This window comes from Tenacibaculum sp. M341, from assembly GCF_004337695.1.
Lineage (GTDB): Bacteria > Bacteroidota > Bacteroidia > Flavobacteriales > Flavobacteriaceae > Polaribacter.
Genome location: NZ_SJXJ01000010.1, coordinates 97280 through 117935 on the forward strand (window position 1 = coordinate 97280; position 20656 = coordinate 117935).

The 20656-nt window shown below is 31.2% G+C and carries 15 protein-coding genes; 10 read left to right on the forward strand and 5 right to left on the reverse strand.

Annotation, left to right across the window (positions count from 1 at the left end):
- Positions 1 to 13: 13 nt before the first annotated feature.
- The gene (locus EYW44_RS22235; RefSeq protein WP_165872221.1) at positions 14 to 175 is read left to right on the forward strand and encodes a hypothetical protein; all 162 of its coding nucleotides are present in this window, start codon (positions 14 to 16) and stop codon (positions 173 to 175) included.
- A 78-nt stretch (positions 176 to 253) separates the two neighbouring features.
- Here EYW44_RS22235 and rlmF read toward each other — a convergent pair whose 3' ends face one another.
- The gene (rlmF, locus tag EYW44_RS13035; protein WP_132724104.1) at positions 254 to 1114 is read right to left on the reverse strand and encodes a 23S rRNA (adenine(1618)-N(6))-methyltransferase RlmF; all 861 of its coding nucleotides are present in this window, start codon (positions 1112 to 1114) and stop codon (positions 254 to 256) included.
- 134 nt (positions 1115 to 1248) lie between these two features.
- Entirely contained in the window at positions 1249 to 3735 is a 2487-nt protein-coding gene (locus EYW44_RS13040; protein ID WP_132724105.1) for an IPT/TIG domain-containing protein, read from the reverse strand.
- A 210-nt stretch (positions 3736 to 3945) separates the two neighbouring features.
- Between EYW44_RS13040 and EYW44_RS13045 the strand changes: the two genes are divergently transcribed.
- Positions 3946 to 4617: a TrmH family RNA methyltransferase gene (locus EYW44_RS13045; RefSeq protein WP_132724106.1), complete on the forward strand. Its 672-nt coding sequence runs from the start codon at positions 3946 to 3948 to the stop codon at positions 4615 to 4617.
- Between the two features lie 34 nt (positions 4618 to 4651).
- Here EYW44_RS13045 and EYW44_RS13050 read toward each other — a convergent pair whose 3' ends face one another.
- The 3 genes from EYW44_RS13050 to EYW44_RS13060 form a co-directional block, all read right to left on the reverse strand.
- Complete coding sequence (locus tag EYW44_RS13050; RefSeq protein ID WP_132724107.1) at positions 4652 to 5539, reverse strand: TIGR01777 family oxidoreductase; 888 nt, start codon at positions 5537 to 5539, stop codon at positions 4652 to 4654.
- A gap of 68 nt (positions 5540 to 5607) precedes the next feature.
- Positions 5608 to 8214 carry a zinc-dependent metalloprotease gene (locus EYW44_RS13055; protein ID WP_132724108.1) on the reverse strand — a complete coding sequence of 869 codons (2607 nt, stop codon included), beginning with the start codon at positions 8212 to 8214 and terminating at the stop codon, positions 5608 to 5610.
- A 163-nt stretch (positions 8215 to 8377) separates the two neighbouring features.
- On the reverse strand, positions 8378 to 8728 hold the full coding sequence (locus EYW44_RS13060) for a DUF6249 domain-containing protein (protein ID WP_132724109.1): 351 nt from the start codon (positions 8726 to 8728) through the stop codon (positions 8378 to 8380).
- A 139-nt stretch (positions 8729 to 8867) separates the two neighbouring features.
- On the opposite strand from EYW44_RS13060, the gene EYW44_RS13065 reads away from it, so the two are divergent.
- The 8 genes from EYW44_RS13065 to EYW44_RS13100 all read left to right on the forward strand — a co-directional run bounded on the left by EYW44_RS13065 (position 8868) and on the right by EYW44_RS13100 (position 20647).
- Positions 8868 to 9452: an RNA polymerase sigma factor gene (locus EYW44_RS13065; RefSeq protein WP_132724110.1), complete on the forward strand. Its 585-nt coding sequence runs from the start codon at positions 8868 to 8870 to the stop codon at positions 9450 to 9452.
- Positions 9439 to 9852: a hypothetical protein gene (locus EYW44_RS13070; RefSeq protein ID WP_132724111.1), complete on the forward strand. Its 414-nt coding sequence runs from the start codon at positions 9439 to 9441 to the stop codon at positions 9850 to 9852. The genes EYW44_RS13065 and EYW44_RS13070 overlap by 14 nt, the downstream gene beginning before the upstream one ends.
- Positions 9853 to 10070: 218 nt before the next feature.
- Positions 10071 to 11159, forward strand: a complete 1089-nt coding sequence (locus EYW44_RS13075; protein WP_132724112.1) for an energy transducer TonB — start codon at positions 10071 to 10073, stop codon at positions 11157 to 11159.
- 116 nt (positions 11160 to 11275) lie between these two features.
- Positions 11276 to 14467, forward strand: coding sequence for a SusC/RagA family TonB-linked outer membrane protein (locus EYW44_RS13080; protein ID WP_132724113.1), 3192 nt, complete (start codon positions 11276 to 11278; stop codon positions 14465 to 14467).
- An 11-nt stretch (positions 14468 to 14478) separates the two neighbouring features.
- Entirely contained in the window at positions 14479 to 15945 is a 1467-nt protein-coding gene (locus EYW44_RS13085) for a RagB/SusD family nutrient uptake outer membrane protein (protein WP_132724114.1), read from the forward strand.
- Positions 15946 to 15960: 15 nt separating this feature from the next.
- On the forward strand, positions 15961 to 18060 hold the full coding sequence (locus EYW44_RS13090; protein ID WP_132724115.1) for a hypothetical protein: 2100 nt from the start codon (positions 15961 to 15963) through the stop codon (positions 18058 to 18060).
- A gap of 51 nt (positions 18061 to 18111) precedes the next feature.
- Entirely contained in the window at positions 18112 to 19749 is a 1638-nt protein-coding gene (locus tag EYW44_RS13095; protein ID WP_165872222.1) for a glycoside hydrolase family 16 protein, read from the forward strand.
- A 124-nt stretch (positions 19750 to 19873) separates the two neighbouring features.
- Positions 19874 to 20647 carry a glycoside hydrolase family 16 protein gene (locus EYW44_RS13100; protein WP_132724117.1) on the forward strand — a complete coding sequence of 258 codons (774 nt, stop codon included), beginning with the start codon at positions 19874 to 19876 and terminating at the stop codon, positions 20645 to 20647.
- The last annotated feature ends 9 nt before the right edge of the window (positions 20648 to 20656 follow it).

Below are 20656 nucleotides of genomic sequence, written 5' to 3' on the forward strand. Positions count from 1 at the left end.
TAAATTAAAAATCATGTTAAAAAACATTTCAAGTTTAGGAACAACTTTAGAAAAAGAGGCACAAAAAACAATTAAAGGAGGTGGTCGTCCAAGGTGCTATAGCAATTACGATTGTTTTCTTGCTACTGGCGATCTTACTGATAGATGTATCAACAACTATTGTTTTTTCTTTTAAACTAAAGTTCGATTTTTAAAATCTTCAAAAGAATAATAAAAACCGATGGATAGTAGCTGTTACTATTCATCGGTTTTTTTATAATGTATTTATAAAGGACCAAGCAATAATTCTAGTTTTCTTATTGCCATGTTCCATTGGTATAACTTTAAAAGAGGCTTTGAGTTTTTTTAATTGCTTTTCTATTTTTGGTAGATTTTCCTTTTTGGAAACTAATGAACTAAAAACACCAACTTGGTTTTTAAAGAGTGAACTTTGTTTGATCATTCTTTTAATAAATAATGCTTCACCACCATTGCACCAAAGTTCATTTGATTGACCTCCAAAGTTTAAAGAAAATGTTTTCTTATTGAGATTGCTTAATTTTTTTAAAGTACCTTTTGTAGCTTCTTCTTCTGAACTATGAAATGGAGGATTACAAATAGTAACATCAAAGAAATCATTTTCAGTAATAATTCCTTCAAAAATAAGAGCGTTATTGGTTTGATGTTTTAAAGTAACCTTTTCAGCTAGGTTGGTTGTAAAGTCGATGTTTTTTTGAGCTATTTGAATGCTCTCAGCATTAATGTCACACCCAGTCATCTCCCATCCATATACCTGTGTTCCTAAAATAGTGTAAATAGCATTTGCACCAACGCCAACATCCAATCCTTTAATAAGTGTTTTATCTGAAGGAATCAAATCTGCGATATGGTGAATATAATCAACTCTACTAGGAACAGGCGGACATAAATATCCACTAGGTAATTCCCAATTTTTCACATTATAAAAATGAATTAAAACAGCTTTATTTAAAGCTATAACAGCATCAGCGTTATGAAAGTCAATAGTTTCATTGTTGTAAGAATTCATAAAAACAAATTCCTTCAATTTAGGGTTTGCCTTTATTAATTCTTTAAAATTATAATTTGAATTACGATGTATATTGTTTGGATGCATATAGAGTCCAAAAATACGGTAAATTCTAATTAATTATCAATTGTAAGTAAACAGTGTGCAGTTTTATAAATAAACAAAAAAGGTACAGGTTATTATATTACTGCAAACTGAATGCTTTTTTACGATTGATAACTTTATTTCCAAGGGCCCAGTATCAATTTTAATTTTTTAGTTCCTTTCGGATATGAACCTGAAAATTCTGAAGGTACCTGTGGTTGTTTTCCAATATTTTTACCAACAGGATTTTCATCATAAGCAAACCCATAAGCTTTTGCCATATAATCACCTTTAGCTGATGTTACTTTGTTTTTAGGTAAAGAGAAAATGTGTTGTCCGTTAACTTTAGCAGTATGCATAAAATAAGAGAATACATTTTGAGGTTGATTATTTGGATACCATTTACTTTCATCAGCCCAATTTTTGGTTGTATGTCCTTCAGATGTAGTGTCTTCATATTCAACCAAAGCAATTCCTCTGTTTAAAGCAGTGCTTATTTGATTTTCAATTCCATTAACAACAGTTTGATAGTTTTTGCTATTGTAACGAAATGTACCATCAGCAAATAAACCAATTCCAGCAAAAGTCATTTGACCAGGTGAATAATAATACTGAGTTGGAGCTTTGGCAAACTTATAAGGAAGTGTTGGTGAACTACATTTAGTTTTGGTATTTACATTAACTGAAACAATACCTTTACTATTTGTATTCACTTTAGTTATTTGTGTTTTACCGTCAATAGCACAGCCATTACTACTAACATACATTCCTTCTACTAATTTGGTGTTTGTTGGTAGTGTATTTGTAAAAGTTAATACTTTATTTTTTATAGAACCTGTAATTGCTTGCCTTGTGTTAGTAGTCGGATTTTTGTATGAAACAATAGCAAAATCAACGGGATTAAAAACATAAAGTGTTTTAGAACCACTACTTGTAAATTTTAAAGCATCGTGTGTATTGTTGGTATTAGGAAAAGGTTGGTTTTGAACAGGTGTAACAGTATAGTTTTTCTGAAAAGAATTGGTGCCATTTTGCCAAATGTTCATATTCAAAGTAGTACTTGTAAATATCGTATTTAGGGCATCATTAAAAACAGTTTCTAATTCACTAATGTTTTTTTGAAGGTATAACCCAGGGTTAATTAAAGCTGTTATATCACTATCTAAATTTTGATACAAATCTTTGTAAGCATCAATTGCATTACTGTTTTCAATAAAAGGTTTGTAACTAGCAGTAATTTGTTTGCTTGTTATGTTTGCAGGCTGACCAATTCTGTCTAACTCTGTGCCATTTTTATCTTGTGCAATAATCGATAAAGGAAAGAAAAAACCATCAACAGAAGAAACATCTATATATAAAGCTTTATCTTTTTTAAAAGTTGCTTCAATATAACTAAAATGTGGAAATGCTTGTTGAGGTGGATTGGCAACTTGAGAGACACTTGCACCTGAGTTACTATATGAAAAACCTAAGTTTTTATTCAATGTTTTGTTCGAGTTATCCTTATAGGTTTTAGATGTATTTGCTACAAAAAAATAAATTCTAGCTCCAACAATAGGGTTTGTATTACTTAGTTCTATGGAAGTAATTTCTGTTCCTAACTCATAAGATTCTATATAACCAGAACTTTTTTTAATATCTTCAAAGCTAGCTTTTAGGGTAGTAGGGTTTACCTTAAGCATTTTTTTAGAGTTTGTGCTGTAGCCTAAAACATATATTTTGTAATTACTACTTAGTTTGGTAGCATTCTTTAATGAAAGAGTATAAATACTGTCAGATTTGTTACTGAGATATTTAAATGTTGAATTAACGTTTGTTTTAGAACTTTGTGATTGTGAAATAGCTGTAACGTTTATTGTCTGTCCTTTTGAAACTGTAGGATTTTTAACGGTTAATACATTATCTGATTGCACATTAATATTTGTACCTCCTTTGGTTCCAAAGTTTATAGCTTGAACACCTGACAAATATTTTCCTTTAATGGTAATTAATTTATTTCCTTTTACTGATGATGAATCTGGGCTAATCTTTTTTATTTCAGGTAAACAATATGTAAATGAAGCTTCATTTTTTTTAGAAAGTTTGCCTTGAACCTTTACTCGCACATTAACAGTTCCTGATTTTTGTGTTGGGTTTTTTACAGTAATAATACTGTCATTTAATGGTGAAGCTGGGCTACTAGCACTTCCGAATTTTACAGTGGTTGCACCTGATAAGTATTTCCCTTTTATGGTAATTTTCTTATTTCCGATTAAGGCTGTGCTGTCCGGACTAACCGATGTTATTGTAGGTAGTTTAAAAGTAAATTTAGTATTAAGTTTTTGTTTTTTTGAACCAAATAAAAATGTAACATCTACACTTTGAGGTTTGCTTACTTTTGGTGTTTTTACAGTGATTAAATTAGAATCAACAGTTATATTATTAGAAGGTACGCCTACTTTTCCAAAGAGAATAGTGGGTTTATTGCTTGGCGAAAAACCTGAACCTTTAAATTTTACAGTATTTGTATACAATGAACCAGAAGTAGGACTCATTGAGGTAACTTTTTGAGCATTTAGTTGTATTGTACATGCAATTAAGCAACATACAGCTGTAATTGTTTGATAATAGTAATTAGCATTCATAATTAGTCCCTTTAAATTTTACAGATGTTTTACGAGATAAAATTATTCACAGTTGCATTACTTTTTTTCAAAATACCCATGAGAGTGGTTAAAAATGGAAAGAAAGCATTATTTTAATTCATCAAGTAATAATTGAAAAAAGTTATTCAATACTGTATTTCTAGTTATTCATATTGATATAGAATTCTAAAAAATGTCTAAGTTTGCGTTATGGTTAACGAAGATTTATTAAAGTATTTAGAGGCGTTTGTAACTGACGAAAGAAAAGAGAAATTTAATGATGTATTAGCAGAAAGGACGCGTCATTTTACTGTGGTTTTAGAAAATGTTTTTCAACCACATAATAGTAGTGCTGTAATTAGAAGTTGCGATGTATTTGGTGTTCAAGATGTGTATACTATTGAAGATGATTATTTAAGAAAAGTATCAAGAAAAATAGCAAGAGGAAGCCAAAAGTGGTTAAATTTTAATCGTTTTAAATCAGAAAATAACAATACAGAAGAGTGTTATAAAGCCTTAAAAAAGGAAGGATATCAAATTATTGCCACCACACCACATAATGAATCATGTTATTTATCAGATTTTGATATCAGTAAAAAGTCTGCTTTTGTTTTTGGATTAGAAAAAGAAGGTGTTTCAGATTTTATGATGGAAAATGCAGATGGATATTTAAAAATTCCAATGGTAGGTTTTACTGAAAGTTTGAATATTTCAGTAGCAGCTGCAATTATTTTACAAGATGTAACTACTCGTTTAAGAAGTTCAGATATCAATTGGAAACTAACCGATGAAGAAAAACGTGTGATTTATAATTCATGGATACAGACAACGATTAAAAACCTTGATAAACACAAGGCAAACTTTTTTAACAATCAGAAATAGTAGGCTATAACTGTTAAATAATTATCCTAAGTTACTAGTTGCGATAGACAGCCTTTAAAGCATCATTTAAATCAGTGTATTCAAATTGATAATGGTTAGAAACTTTCGTTGCTGAAATTCTACTTCCTTCTAAAACAATAACACTCATTTCGCCCAAAATTGTTTTTAAAATAAAACTAGGTACGTTAAAAGGTGTGACAGGTTTCTTTAATACTTTACCTAATTCTTTGGTGAAAGAAGCATTCGTTTGATGTTGTGGAGCAACAGCATTAAAAATTCCTGAGAAAGAACTGTCGTCAACAGCTTTTACATATAAATTGCATAGATCTTCAATGTGAATCCATGGTAAATATTGTTTTCCTTTACCTAAAGCAGATAAAAATAGGGGAGTGTTCATCTTTTTTAAAGCACCACCATTTTTACTTAAAACTACACCCGTTCTTAAAATGGTAACAGGAGTATTTATTTGTTGAAATTGTAGAGCTGCTTTTTCCCAGTTGATACAAATCTCTGAAATGAAATCATTACCAGATGCATCCTCTTCTTTAAAAATAGTTTCAGAAGTAATAGCTCCGTAATAACTAATACCAGATGAAGAAATGAATCCTTTTAAAGGAACATTTAATTTTTTTACATACGAAAACAACAAATTAGCAGATTCAACTCTACTATCCATTAATTCTTTTCGTCTTTTAGCAGACCATTTCTTTTCAGCAATACCAGCACCGGCTAAATGAATGATATAATCAACACCATCAAAAGCTTTTTCATCAATAAATTGTTCTTTAATATTCCATTTAAAATGAAACGCTTCTCTCGGGTTTCTAGTTAAAATAATACATTCATGATTATTTTGTTGTAGCTTGTTTTGAAGCAATTTTCCGATCAAACCAGTTCCTCCGGTGATTAATATTTTAGCCATACTGTAAAAATAAAAAATCCGAAATTATTTAGCTTCGGATTTTTATAATTATTTGTAGTTAAAAACGTTTATTTAACTTCTTTTAAAGAATTTGTGATTAACGTTTTTATTTGGTTTTTATGAGCTTTGGTAGCAATATCTCCAGTGTTATTTGCTACTAAACTTTTAATTCTTTTTAAATTATACAAAGCCATTGCTTTAGCAGCATTTGTATAACCTCTACCTTTATTTCCACTTAATACTATGTTGATTAGCATTTTTGTGTATTCAGTTTGTAAGTTTTGACGGAAAGAATTTACAGAACCATAAATATCGTTTTTAAAGATAGCATTGTTTAAATCTGTCATAAACTCAGATAATTTATACTTGTTTCCGTATAATTCAGAATCAGAAATTCTTTGTAATGTATTCATGTGTAAAATATGATTTAACACTCTTTTCTGATATGATAAAACTTGCGCATGAATTTTTGGATCTTCTGGTCCAGCAAAGAAATTATAACCTCTACGTTGATTTGCTAAAAAGTTATAAAGATCAGCAGGAGCTTTAAAAGCATTTGGAGCAAAAATATACGTTTTTAATGCATTCATAGCTCTTTTTTGATCGGCATAACTAACCGGAGTATAAGGTTGTGTAGCACCTTCTTGTCCGTGTACAACTCTCTCAACATACACACCACCAATAAATCTAGAAATAACATCTCCAGCTCTGGCAGATTGCCCACTTAAAGTGTAGTATGCATTTCTTAATTCTTGATATGTTTTTCCTGGTTTAGAAAGATTGTCTTTTATTTTACGAATCATGTTATTAGCTAACTTAATTCGATCTACAGAATATGTAATTTGATCATTAGATAAATCACCAGTCATTACTCTAGGGTCAATTGCTTTACCAGCAGCACGCATATCATCAGCGTCATTACCAAAAATTAACTCAGGTTTTGTAGATAAAGCCAATAAAGCATCTCTTTCAGCTTCATTTTTAAAAGGAGTATATCCAAATTGAATTGCCCAAAGATCATAAGGTCCAACAGCAGTATCGTAATATTGTCCTTGTTTACTTCTATCTAAAGTTAAGTTGATAGCTGCATAGTCCATAACAGAACCAGTTAAACATTTCCCTTCTATAAATTCTGGATCTGCTAATTGAGCAGGAGAAAATAATTGACTAGCTTTCATATTATGATTTAAACCTAAAGTATGTCCAACTTCATGCATAATTAAAGCAATCATCGCTTCTTTTTTGATAGACTTCATTTCTAAATCAGAAGCACCAGAAGCAGCTAAAACAGCTTGTCCAAATAAAGTATTCTCATGCATTACATGTCCGGCAGAACATAAAACATGGTTATGTTCATCAGATAAAGCATGCATAGCTTCGTTTTCTGAAGTAGAATTAGATACAGAATTTAAAATACGCTCTAATTTTACTCTGTTCGTAAAATGAACATATTCTAACATAATATCTGCTCCTAAAATTTCACCAGTTCTAGGATTTACAAAACTAGGTCCATAACCACCAAAAGGAGGATTTGGAGAAGAAGTCCAACGTAATACATTATAACGAATATCACCAGCATCCCAATCCGCATCGTCTGGTTGTGTTTTTACAACCATAGCATTTTTAAAACCAGCTTTTTCAAAAGCTACATTCCATGCTAAAACACCTTGTTTAATAGTTTCTCTCCATTCTATAGGAGTAGAATTTTCTATCCACCAAGTAATTGGAGTAACAGGTTCAGAAATAGCAGCAGAAGGATCTTTTTTAACTAATCTCCAACGGTGTACTAAATCTCTGTAATTAGTAGTTTCTGTACTAGTCATATCATTTACTTGCGTAGCAAAATATCCAACACGAGCATCATCCAAGCGGATATCATATCCTTTTTCAGGCATATTCATAAAAGTATGAAATACTTTAATAGAAACATATCTACCATCTTTAATAGCTCTAGAACCTCCATTTAAAACACTAGGATTGTTATATACATATTCCGTTTTAATATTTGTGTTTTCAGGATAGTTGTTAATACTATTAATTTTAGATTTGTTTTTATCAAAACGTCCTAATTTGAAAGAAAATGGAGAACCTCCAGGGAAGTTTGGTAATTTAATTCTTGTTAATGTTTCAGATAAAAATAATCCGTTAGCATCAATTAAATATTCTCCTTTTTCATCATCAGTAGCTAAAATTTTAGAACTAGATATAATTGCATCACTTGTGTTAGCTTCAGCAGATTTAGCGATAGCATTATTTTGATCAAAATAGAAAGAGGTATTTGGTGCTACAAACTCTATTTTATTAAAATACTTTTTAATGTTAATAATACTAGACGCTCTGTAAGCCCCTCTAAAAGCATTTGCCTCAGTTACACCATCAGCAATTTGAGAAAAATAGATAAAATCTTTATCTAATTGATCTTTTTTAACTAACAGTTTTACATCTCCAGTAATTGAGTCTTGAAAAACAGTAAATAAACCTTCGATTTTGTTGCTCTTTTTTGTTAAATCAGCAATGGTTTTTTTAGGTTTTTCTTTTTTCTTCATAGGCATCTCTGTAGTTGCCCCTTTCTTTTTCTTTTTTCTTTTTTTCCTCTGTGCATCTATATCATTTATCCCCAAAAAGATTAGAGCCAAGAAGATAGATAGTAATACCCTTGGTCGTTTTGTATACATATTTTTATCCGTTTGTTTTTTAATTTAAAGCAAAAGTATTGTTAATTTATACCTATTACTGTTAATGAAATGATAAATATAGACGTGATTAAGTTGGTTTTAAATAAAAAAAGAGAACAAACTTTTGGTTTATTCTCTTTTTTTATAAAAAGTGATTGATTTTTTATGATTCTTGATCTAATTTCTTAGTTAGGTTAAATCCAAGGAATAAACCTAAACCTCCCATAAAAAAGATCATAGCTGGGAAAATTGCTTCTTCTTCCAAAGCAGAATAGGTAGTTAATAATAATGCAACAAATACACCTAATCCAATTCCCATTAATAATAATGATAAGTTTAAAATAATAATTCTACCAGTTAAACTTGACTTTTTCTTTTCTCCTTGCATAAAAATTTTAGCATCAACTCCTTTTTCAATTAAGGCTAAACGTTCTTTGTTTCTTGTAGAATAGAATAAATAAAAGATTCCAAATATTACTGCGAATAAGAACATGAATACAATTGCTACTTCCATATAGATGTTTTTTAAATGTTTATTTTTATTTCGTTTTCCAATATGACCTGTAGTTTTTAAAAAAGGTTACAAGTTTTTCAAAAAAAATAATTTTTAATTTTTCTGTAACCTTTTTTAAAAGTGTACTGTCAAAAGAACAATGACTATTACTAACGATCAAATCTATATTGATAAAATTCTCAAAGGAGATGCTAACGCTTATGCTTTTTTAGTAGAAAAGTATAAGGTAATGGTATTTAATTTGGCGTTAAAGATGGTAAAAGTGAGAGAAGAAGCAGAAGAGGTTTCACAAGACACTTTTATTAAGGCATATAAAAGTTTGAGTTCTTTTAAAGGAGAATCTAAATTTTCTACATGGTTGTATAAAATAACATATAGAAATTGTTTAGACCTTTTAAAAAAGAAAAAACAGTATTATGTAAATGAAACAATTGATGAGATTACCATTCATAAAATCAAAGCAACCGAAAATATTTTAGAAGGTATAGAAAGAAAAGAAAGAGCAGCTATCATTAATAGTTGTTTATTAAAATTGCCAGAAGTAGAACGTTCTATACTTTGGTTGTTTTATTTTGAAGAATTAAGTTTAAAAGAAATTATAGAAGTTACAGATTTATCTGAAGCTAATGTGAAAGTAAAATTACACAGAGCAAGGAAGCATTTGTTAACGATAGTAAAGAATAATGTAGAACCAGAATTGATTAATCATTATGGGAGAAAATAAACACATTGATGAATTAGATTCTTTTGCAAAGAAATATATGAATGATATTGAAAGTGAAATTCCTTCTATGGATTTTACAAAAAATATCATGACTACTATTGAAGCAACAGAAACCAGCAAAGTATTTAAAACGGAACCATTAATATCTAAAAAAGTATGGTTATTGTTAGTGGTAACTTTAATAGCAAGTATTTTTTATGTTTATAAAAAGAGTAGTACTCAATTAATCAACTTGCCTAAAATTGAATGGGATTTATTTTCAAAGATTAAAATTTTCAATGCTTTCAAAAATATCGAAGTTTCTAATGTAACATTATATGCATGTTTCTTTTTTACATTATTGATTTTTGTTCAGATATCATTCTTAAAAAATAGGTTTGAAAAAAGATTGAAGTTTTAAAATAACAACAAAGTTAATGTTGTTCTTAAAAGCCGTGAATGGTATTTATCTATAGTTGAATGAAATTTATGTTTGGATAATTGATTGCTAATTAGTATATTGCATATGGTTTAAAATTTAGATACTCTGTAAGTATGTGAATTTATCTAGTTTTAAATCAACGTTCTTTATTACCAAAAGATATTAGTTTTTTAATCTTAACCCCCAAAACCCCCAACATGAATACTAAACTAAAAATTCAATCGTTCCTATGGCTATTTGTTGTAGCTAATGTATTTGCTCAGTCAAATAAAACTTGTAATAATTCTGTTGATGATCCAGTATTTGATTTAAATAGTATTACCAAGTGTTCTTTAGAAAAAGCAGACGACAACAAAAAGCAAAAGATAACTGTTCAAGTAACCTCAAGAAGAAGAGTTGTTCGTAAAAGAGACAAAGCAACAGGTATTGCTTCTTCAAATCGTTCACAAAAATTAAATTCAATAAAGAAAAAAGTAGGCTTAGTTAATAATATTATTGTTGACGAAGATAATGTGCCAGATGTACTACCTTTTGATTATGTAGATCAAATACCGTTATTTAAAAAATGTCAAGCTGTACCAATGTCAGGTCAAGAGAAGTGTTTTAAAATGCAGGTTTTATCACATATTAAAAAGAATTTAAAATACCCTTCAAGCGCCTATCAAAAGAAAATACAAGGAAAAGTATATGCACACTTTGTAATTAATAAAGAAGGAGAAGTGGACCAACTTAAAATAGTTTCTCCATATAAAGGCGAAATTTTAGGTAAGGAAGCTGAGCGTATTATCAAGAAATTACCAAAATTTACTGCAGGTGAGCATAACGGAAAAGCGGTAGAAGTGAAATACGGTATGCCTATAACCTTTAAAATACCAGGAGTTAAGCCTAGTAATATCAGAAAATCAACAGGTAAAACTGATATTAAAGAATTGATTTATAGCTTTTCTTCTTTAGATGAAATTCCACAGTTTAATTCTTGTAAAAAAGCAGATGATAGTTCTTTAAACTGTTTCAATTCTAATTTAATAAATCATATTCAAAATTACTTTGCATACCCAGAGCAGGCTAAAAGAGCAAACATTGAAGGAGATGTTGTTGTGAACTTTGTAGTAGACAAAAAAGGTAATATTGTTAATATTAAGAGTAAAGGACCTGAAAATGCTAGGATATTAGAATTAGCAGCAACAAGGTTTATTGAAAAATTACCAAAATTAAGGCCTGGAAAAAAAGGAGGCAAAGAAGTAAATACTTCTTATTCTTTCCCAATAGAATTCAAGCTACATTAAAAATAAAATTCAAAATCATACAACCAAATGACATCTTTTAATAATTAGATGTCATTTGTGTATGGAATTAATATTCCCCGAACCTTATTTAATTATAAATCGATAAATAGTTCTATATGAGAAAACTACTTACACTATTTAATTTGTTATTCATTTTATTTATAGCCCATGCCCAAGAAATAGAAGTCACGGGTACGGTTTTAGACCGAGAAACTAGAGAACCAGTTCCTGGTGCGTTTATTTTACTTCAAGGCACATCCGTTGTAGCTGAAACAGATTTTGATGGTACTTATGCTGTTAAAGCAGCTATAGGAAAAGTACTTCAATTTAGTTACGTTGGTTACTTAACGAAAGATGTTGTTGTAAGAAGTTCAACAATTGATGTAGAGTTAGAAATAGATACTGAAGAAAGTTTTTTAAATGAAATTGTAATTATTGGTTATGGGGAAAAAAGAAGGGAATTAGTATCTGGTTCTTACTCGAGTTTAGAGCCTAAAGAAATTGTAAAGAACAATCCTTTGCGTGTAGAGCAAGCTTTACAAGGAAGAACTGCTGGGGTTCAAGTTTCTTCAAACTCTGGATCACCTGGGTCGGCTTACAATATTAGAATTAGAGGTATTACTACTAACGGTGATAATTCTCCTTTGGTAATTGTAGATGGTGTACAAATTGGTCCTGATTTAAGTATTATTGATCCAAATGATATTGAAAAAATAGACATTATTAAAGATGCTAGTACTGCTATTTATGGAGTACGAGGTGCAAACGGTGTTATTTTAATAACTACAAAATCTGGTAATAAAGACACTAAAACAAGATTTACTTATAGTTCGTCTTTAACTTTACAAGAAACTACTAAAAGATTAGATCTATTAAAAGGTTTAGAGTATGCAGCTTTAGTTAATGAAACAGTATCAGCAGATGGAGGAGCAATTCCTTATCAATTACAAAATATTACATCTGAAACAGATTGGCAGCAACAACTTTTTGAAACTTCTCCAATGATTAATCATTATATTGGAGCTACCGGTGGAGGTGAAAAATATACGTTTAATATTAGTGGTTCTTTTTTAGATCAGAAAGGAATTATAGCACCTGATAAATCGAATTTTTCAAGATGGACAGTGAAGAGTAATTTAGGTTTAGACTTAACAGAAAAATTACGATTAAATACTTTATTACTATATACAAACAATAGTTTAAGAACAATTCCGGAAGGGGGTAGAGGTTCTATTTTATATTATGCAACAAATGCATCGCCATTAACTTCAATTTTTGATGGTACCGATGGTACTGGACCTTCAAGAGGTTTTTCATACATAGGTACAGAACAAGGAAATGAAATTGTAAATCCGTTTGCAGTAATCAACAACACTTACAACAAAACTAAAGTCAATAGGTTTACAGGTAAACTTGAGTTAGAGTATGATATTTTAGAAAGTTTAAAAGCAACTTCTCGATTCAACTATAACTATTCTGATGTGGTATTTAGACAGTATCAACCGCTGGCTTACTATGGGCAAAATAAGGTAGTAAATACAGTTCAGTTAGATCCAGTTTCTGGTTTGTTTAATTTAGATAGAAATAATGATGGAGATAGAGATGTGTATAGTAGAGTAAATGAAAATTCTCAAAACTTTTTCTCATATATTTTTGAAAATTTCATCAATTATGATTTTAGTTTTAATGATGGAGATCATAATTTTCAAACAATGTTAGGGCTTTCTATTACAAGCGAGCAGAGTAAAGCTAATTTTGGTTCAGGGTTTTTGTTAGGAAATGAATCTTGGGATAATGCCTTTTTATTCAATACGCAACCTTCTATTATAGATGATGATGCAAATGGTGTTAATGATATTAGAGATATACCAAACGCTAGTGCACAAAATTTTGATGTTGAAGATAGATATACTTCACTTTTTGGAAGATTACAATACGATTACAGAGAAAAATATATTGTGTCAGCAATGGTTCGTAGAGATGTATCTACCCGATTTGGTCCTAATAACAGAGTTGGATATTTCCCATCTTTTTCTGGAGCTTGGGTTATTCATAACGAAGATTTTATAAATGGCTTACTTTTTTCTAATTTAAAATTAAGAGGAAGTTGGGGTATAACAGGTAATGATAAAATAGGATCTTTTAGGTGGATTGGTAATTTACAAGGAACAAACGGTGAGGCAACATATCCTTTCGCAGACATTTTATCATTTGGTAATGCTATTGGAGTATTATCTAATCCAGATTTACAATGGGAAACGAATTTTCAAACAAATTTAGGGCTAGATGTAGGTTTCTTTGATAATAATTTAAATGTAACTTTTGATTATTTTGATAAGCGTACAGAAGATTTATTATTAGTTATTGAAGCGTCAAGTTTAACTGGTTCAGCAGCAGGAGGAAGTGGAAATCCTTTTGCAAATGCAGGTACAGTTGAAAATACAGGTTTTGAATTTGGAATTAACTATACCCATGAATTTACAGACGATATTTCTTTAAGGTTAGATTATAACCTAACTACAATAAATAACAATGTATTAGAAGTTAATAATCAAGCAGGATTTATATCTGGTGGTTTATTTGGTTTAAATCAGCAACCATCAAGGATGCAAACTGGATTGCCTTTAGGTGTGTTTTACGGATTGCAAACTGATGGAGTTTTTCAAACACAGGCAGAAATAGATGCTTTAGCAGTAGATAGAGATGGAGATGGAAATTTAGATGAATATCAACCAGGTGCAGCTCCTGGAGATTTAAAATATGTGGATGTAGATGGTAATGGGTATATAGAATTTGGTAGCGATAATGATTTTACATCTTTAGGAGATCCTATTCCTGATTTTACCATGGGAGGAGGATTTAATTTAAATGTAAATAAGTTTGATTTTGGAGCTTCTTTTTATGCTTCATTTGGTAACGAAATCGTTAGAGGTTATGAGCGTTTTATAACTTATAGTAATAAACTATCACTTTACAATGGTAGATGGACTGGTCCTGGAACTTCAAATGAAATTCCAAGAGCTTCAACAAATGCTGCAAATAATCAACTATTTTCTTCTTTTTATGTTGAAGATGGTTCTTTTTTCAGAATTCAAAATGTACAATTAGGGTATACTTTAGATGATACTCAAATTAAAGGTATTAGTACTTGTAGAATTTATGTAGCGGCTAACAATATATACACATTTACAAAGTATAGAGGATATGATCCTGATATCTCTAATCAAAGTCCTATTGGAGCTGGGGTAGATTTAGGGCAGTATCCGCAGGCAAGAATGTTTATCACAGGAATCAAAGTATCATTTTAATTAAGTAAGTCATGAAAAAAGCAATAAAAATAATATTAGTAACATTCGTTTTTGTCGTATTTGGTTGTGATGATTTTGTTGATATAGATCCAAAAGGACAAGAGAATACTGAAAACTTTTTCAATTCAGCAGACGATTATGAAAGCGCATTAATAGGTGTATATGATTTATTATCGACCACTTATTTAAATAATATTTTAGGAGAAATAGCATCTGACAATAGTTTATGTGGTGGAGAAAACCCAACAGATGTTTTAGATTGGCAACAAATAGATGATATGTCTCACAATCCAGACAACGGGGCAGTAAGAGATGTGTTTAAATGGATGTATGCAGGTATTAGTAGAGCTAATTATATTTTGGAATTTCAGAATAAAACAGATTTTGATAGAAAACCACAAGTTCTTGCGGAAACCAAATTTTTAAGAGCTTACTATTATTTTGAATTGGTTAAGTTTTTTGGAGACGTACCAATGTACTTAGATAAAAGAATTAGTGTAGCAGAATCGCAAACAATTGATAAATCTACAAAAGAGCAAGTGTATACTCAGTTAGAGAAAGATTTAATAGAAGTTGCGGCAGTACTGCCATGGATGCAAGCTCAAGAAGGGAGAGCAACTAAAGGAGCAGCCTTAGCATTATTAGGTAAAATTTATTTATACCAAGAAAAATTTTCACAGGCAGCTCAAACATTAGATCAAGTTATCAATTCAGGTCAGTACACATTGTTAAGTAATTTTGAGTCTATTTTTTCAAATCTAAATGAGAATAATTCAGAATCAGTTTTTGAAGTACAATATTTCGGTCAAGAAGGAGCAAGTTTTGATTGTTTTGTATGTGTTGAAGGAAATATTGCGGTAGGTTTTATGGGACCAAGATTTACAGGAGGGAATTACGCACCTTATTCTGATGGATTTAGTTTTAATATTCCAACTTTAGCCATTGTGAATGCGTACGAAACAGGTGATACTAGAAGAGATGCTACTTTTTTAGATATCAATGCTTTTGTAACAGGAACAGATATCACATTTGCAACTGGGCATGATCATAATGGGTATTTCAATAAAAAATACATTCCATATGCAGAAGGAAATGCTTCAGATCCACATTTAACGCATAGTAATAATTACAGAGCAATACGATTTTCAGATGTACTATTAATGGCTGCTGAAGCTTACAATCGCGGTGGAATAAACGATGCAATTGCCAGAGATTATGTAAACAGAGTTAGAAGAAGAGCATTTAATGTATCAGATACAAGTAGAGATATAACTTCATCAGGCACAACTTTAACAGATGATATTTATAATGAAAGAAGATTAGAATTAGCAGGAGAAGGACATCGTTTCTTTGATCAGGTAAGAACAGCGAATACAGCAACAATACCTGGGTATGAAGCTAAAAATAGTGTATTTCCATTACCAAGAATTGAAATTGAGTTAGCAGGAAATAGATGGGAACAGAATACAGGATATTAATAAAAAACAAAGAAGATGAAATATATTTATAGATTATTAATAGTTGCTATCATAATATTTGCGTGTGAGGATAATAGTAGAGATCTTTCTTTTGTTGATGCTATTACTGCACCTGCTAATATTGCAGCTACTTATGATATATCACAAGACAATACAGGGTTGGTAACCATAACTCCTACAGCAGACGGAGCAACTGAGTTTAAAGTTTTTTTAGGAGACGGTACATCAGATCCAGTTTCTTTAAAAGTAGGTGAGAGTTTGCAACATATGTACGCAGAAGGTACTTACACAATAACTATAGAAGCGTATAATATAGCTGGAGATAAAGCTGAAGCTACTCAAGAGTTAGTAGTATCGTTTAAAGCGCCAGAAAACTTAATGGTTACTATTTCTAACAACGCATCTGTAAGTAAACAAGTAGACATTGTAGCAACAGCAGATTTTGCTACTGTGTATGAATTTTATTCAGGTGAAGCAGGGGTTACACAACCTGTGGCAACAGCTAATATTGGAGATCCTATTTCATATCAATATCAAAATCCAGGAATGTATGATGTAAAGGTTGTGGCAAAAGGAGCAGCTATACAAACTGCTGAATACATGGAAACTTTTGAAGTAACAGAAATTTTACAACCAATTGCATCTGCGCCAACTCCTCCTAATAGAAATGCCTCAGACGTTATTTCTATATATGGAAGTGCTTATACAAATGTGATGGGAACAGATACGTTTCCTGATTGGGGACAAGGTGGACAAGGAAGTAGTTGGACAGAGTTTGATTTAAATGGAGATACTATGCTTCAATATATCAATTTGAGTTATCAAGGAATTCAGTTTGGAGCAGCGCAAGATGTTAGTGGTATGGAATTTTTACATTTAGATGTATGGACAAAAGATGTCACTGTTTTAGAAACTTCATTGATCAATGTTTCAGGAGGAGTTACAACAGAAAAGCCTGTAAATAGTGATTTAACTCAGGGAGATTGGACTAGTATTGATATTCCTATTTCAGATTACACAGCACAAGGTTTAACAGTTACAGAAATTTTACAATTAAAGTTTGTAGGTACACCATGGGCTTCGGGTACAGTTTTTATTGATAACATTTACTTCTGGAAGTCGCCAACTGTAATTCCTGAAAGTATTTTAGGAACTTGGAAATTAGCGAATCAGCCAGGAGCTTTAGGTGTAGGACCAGCTGTTGGTGATGTCAGTTGGTTTAATTGCGATGCTACTTGTGTAACAGCAAGAGCATGTTTTTATGACGATACTTATATTTTTAAATCAGATGGTTCTTTTGAAAATGTTTTAGGAAGCGATACTTGGATAGAAGGATGGCAAGGTGGAGGTGATGCTTGTGGAGCTCCTGTAGCTCCTCATGATGGAGCTACACCAGGAAGTTTTGTTTATAACGAAGCAGCTGGTTTACTTACAATTAATGGAGTAGGTTCTTATTTAGGTTTACCAAAAGCAACAAATGAAGGGGAGTTAGGAGCAGGATCAACTGTGCCGAGTTCTAGAACTTACAATGTTACATTTTCAAATAATGATACAGAAATGGATGTGTACATTGAAACAGGAACGGGTTCAGGAGTTTTTTGGCAATTTAAGTTTGTGAAAGAGCAAGAGACGTCTCCTTTACAAGGTACTTGGGTAATTGCTAATGAAGCTGGAGCTTTAGGTGTAGGACCAGCTGTTGGAGATACAAGTTGGTGGAATTGTGATGCAACTTGTGTAACAGATAGAGCATGTTTTTATGATGATCAGTATGTATTTAATGGAGATGGTTCTTTTCAAAATATGTTAGGAAGTGATACTTGGATTGAAGGTTGGCAAGGTGGAGGTGATACTTGTGGTACTCCTGTAGCTCCTCACGATGGATCAGCAACCGCAAATTATGTATACGATGCTACTGCAGGTACTTTAACTATTAACGGAGCAGGTGCTTATTTAGGATTACCAAAGACATACAATGCTGGTGAGTTAGGAGCGGGTGATACGGTGCCAAGCTCTATAACTTATAATGTGACTTTGTCTAATAGTAATACGCAAATGGATGTGTATATAGAGGCAGGTTCTGGTACGTTTTGGCAGTACAAAATGGTAAAACAGTAATTAAAAGTATAAATATCTAATGAGATGTTTAACGAAAAAATATTAAATCAGATGAAAAAAATAATCATACTAATTGTAATGACGATTGCGGTTTTACAATTAACAAGTTGTAAAGAGAATGAATTTGAATTTGGAAGCATTGTAGCTCCTTCAAATATTCAAATTACAGCAGACATTGTTGGTCAAGATGCAACCAATCCTAATGGAGATGGAAGTGGAGTTGTAAATTTTACTGCAGAAGCAGATAATGCTTTGTCGTATAAATTTATATTTAACGGATCAGAATCAACAGAAATATCCGGAAAAAAAACGTATACATTTAGTACTTTAGGAGTAAATACTTATACAGTTACGGTGGTTGCTTTTGGTACAGGAGGTGCATCTTCTAGTCAAACCATTCAGGTAGATGTATTAGCTGTTTATGAAGCTCCAGATGACTTAAAAACGAAATTATTTGGTTTTAATCCAGCAGATCCTATGGCTGCTTCTTCAAAAACATTTAGAATAAAAGCTGAAGCAAATACACATTTTGGTTTAGGTCCTGTAGATGGAACTTTTTTTGGAGAGTTTTTTAGTGCACCTGCAAACGACAAAAGTGGCGTTGGAATGTATGATGATCGTTTTATCTTTCACTCAGATGGAACTTTTGAACACACTACGGGAGGTGATATTTTTGGTAGAAGTGGATTGATAGATGAATTAGCTAGTTCAGGAGGATCAGGAGGTACAGCAGATGGGGCTGATATTTTAAATTATTCTTATAATGATTATACCGAAAGTTGGAGTTTAATTGCTCCTGGAGGTGTTGAAACATTAGAGCTAACAGGAGTTGGTTTTATTGGGTATTATATAGCAAATCACACATATGAAATATTTGATAGACAAAATCCGAATGAGTTAACTTTACGAATAACAGATGGAAACAATGAATTTGATTGGTGGTTTGTAATAACATCGGCAGATCCTCAAACAGGTGTTACTTATGAGTTTAATAATTTAGTTTGGGAAGATGATTTTACCGTTGATGGTGCGCCAGATGCAACAAAATGGACTTATGATATTGGTACAGGAACAAATGGTTGGGGAAATAACGAGGTGCAGTATTACACAGATAGACCAGAAAATGTAAAAGTTGAAGGAGGTAATTTAGTTATTACGGCTAAAAGAGAAAATTATTTAGGAAGTGCTTTTACATCAGCGCGTATAAAAACGGAAGGTTTATACGACTTTAAATATGGTAGAGTAGAAGTTAGAGCAAAATTACCAGCGGATGCTGGTACTTGGCCTGCTATTTGGATGTTAGGAGCTAATTTTTCTACCGTTGGTTGGCCTCAAAGTGGTGAAATAGATATTATGGAACAAACAGGAGCTGATAAAAATACCATCTTAGCAACTTGTCACTGGTTAGATGCAGCTAGTAGTACCAAAGCAGATTTTGGATTAACTACATCAATTACAAACGCGACTTCTGAATTTCATAAATATACTTTAGAGTGGAATGATGAGTTTATTAAGATTTATTTAGATGATGTTGAGTATTACAGACTTGCAAATAATGCATCTTTACCATTTAATGAGAATTTCTTTATGATTTTAAATGTTGCAATGGGAGGAACTCTTGGTGGAGCTATTGATAGTAGTTTTACAGAAAATACAATGGAAATAGATTACGTAAGAGTATTTCAATAATTTATAATTCGGAATATCTGAATTAGTACGATGAGAGGCTAGTAACGTTATGTTATTGGTCTCTTTTTTATCACATAGTATTCAGTTATTTATTTGCTAATATCTTTTAATTTAAAGATTAAAAATGAGAAACAGATATCAAATTATACTAGTAGCTATAAGCTTGTTTTACTTTAGTTGTAAAACAGAGTCTAGATTTATTTTAAATGAAGATTTTAATGAAGGTTCATTAAACACAAGTATATGGAATTATGATGAAGGAGATGGTTGTCCTAATTTATGTGGTTGGGGAAATAATGAACGTCAGTTGTATTCAAAGAAAAATGTGATTCTGAAAGAGGGAAGTTTGATGATAAGAACTTCTAAAAAAGATAGTTTATACTTTTCAGGAAAAATACATACCAAAGATAAAATTGAATTTAAGTATGGAGTGGTTGAGGTAAAAGCAAAACTTCCTAAAGGTTATGGTTTATGGCCAGCTATTTGGATGTTAGGAAATGATATTGATACGAATACTTGGCCTGCTTGTGGAGAGATTGACATTATGGAATATGTGGGGAAAAATCCACATGTTATTTACACTTCGTTGCACAATCCCTCTAGTTTTGGAAATACAGTACATTCTAAAAAGACCAATATAAAAAATATTGAAGAAGGTTTTCATGTTTATAAAATGGTATGGACTGAAGCTGCTATAGAGTTTTTTATAGATGCTAAAAAAGTGTATACGTATGCGCCACAAGAGAAAAATGATAAAAATTGGCCTTATAATAAACCTTTTTACTTGATATTAAACGTAGCTATTGGAGGTAATTTTGGTGGACCAGAAGTAGATGACAGTATTTTTCCACAAGATTTTATTGTAGATTATATAAAGGTTTATGAATTAAATCAATGAAAGGTTTGT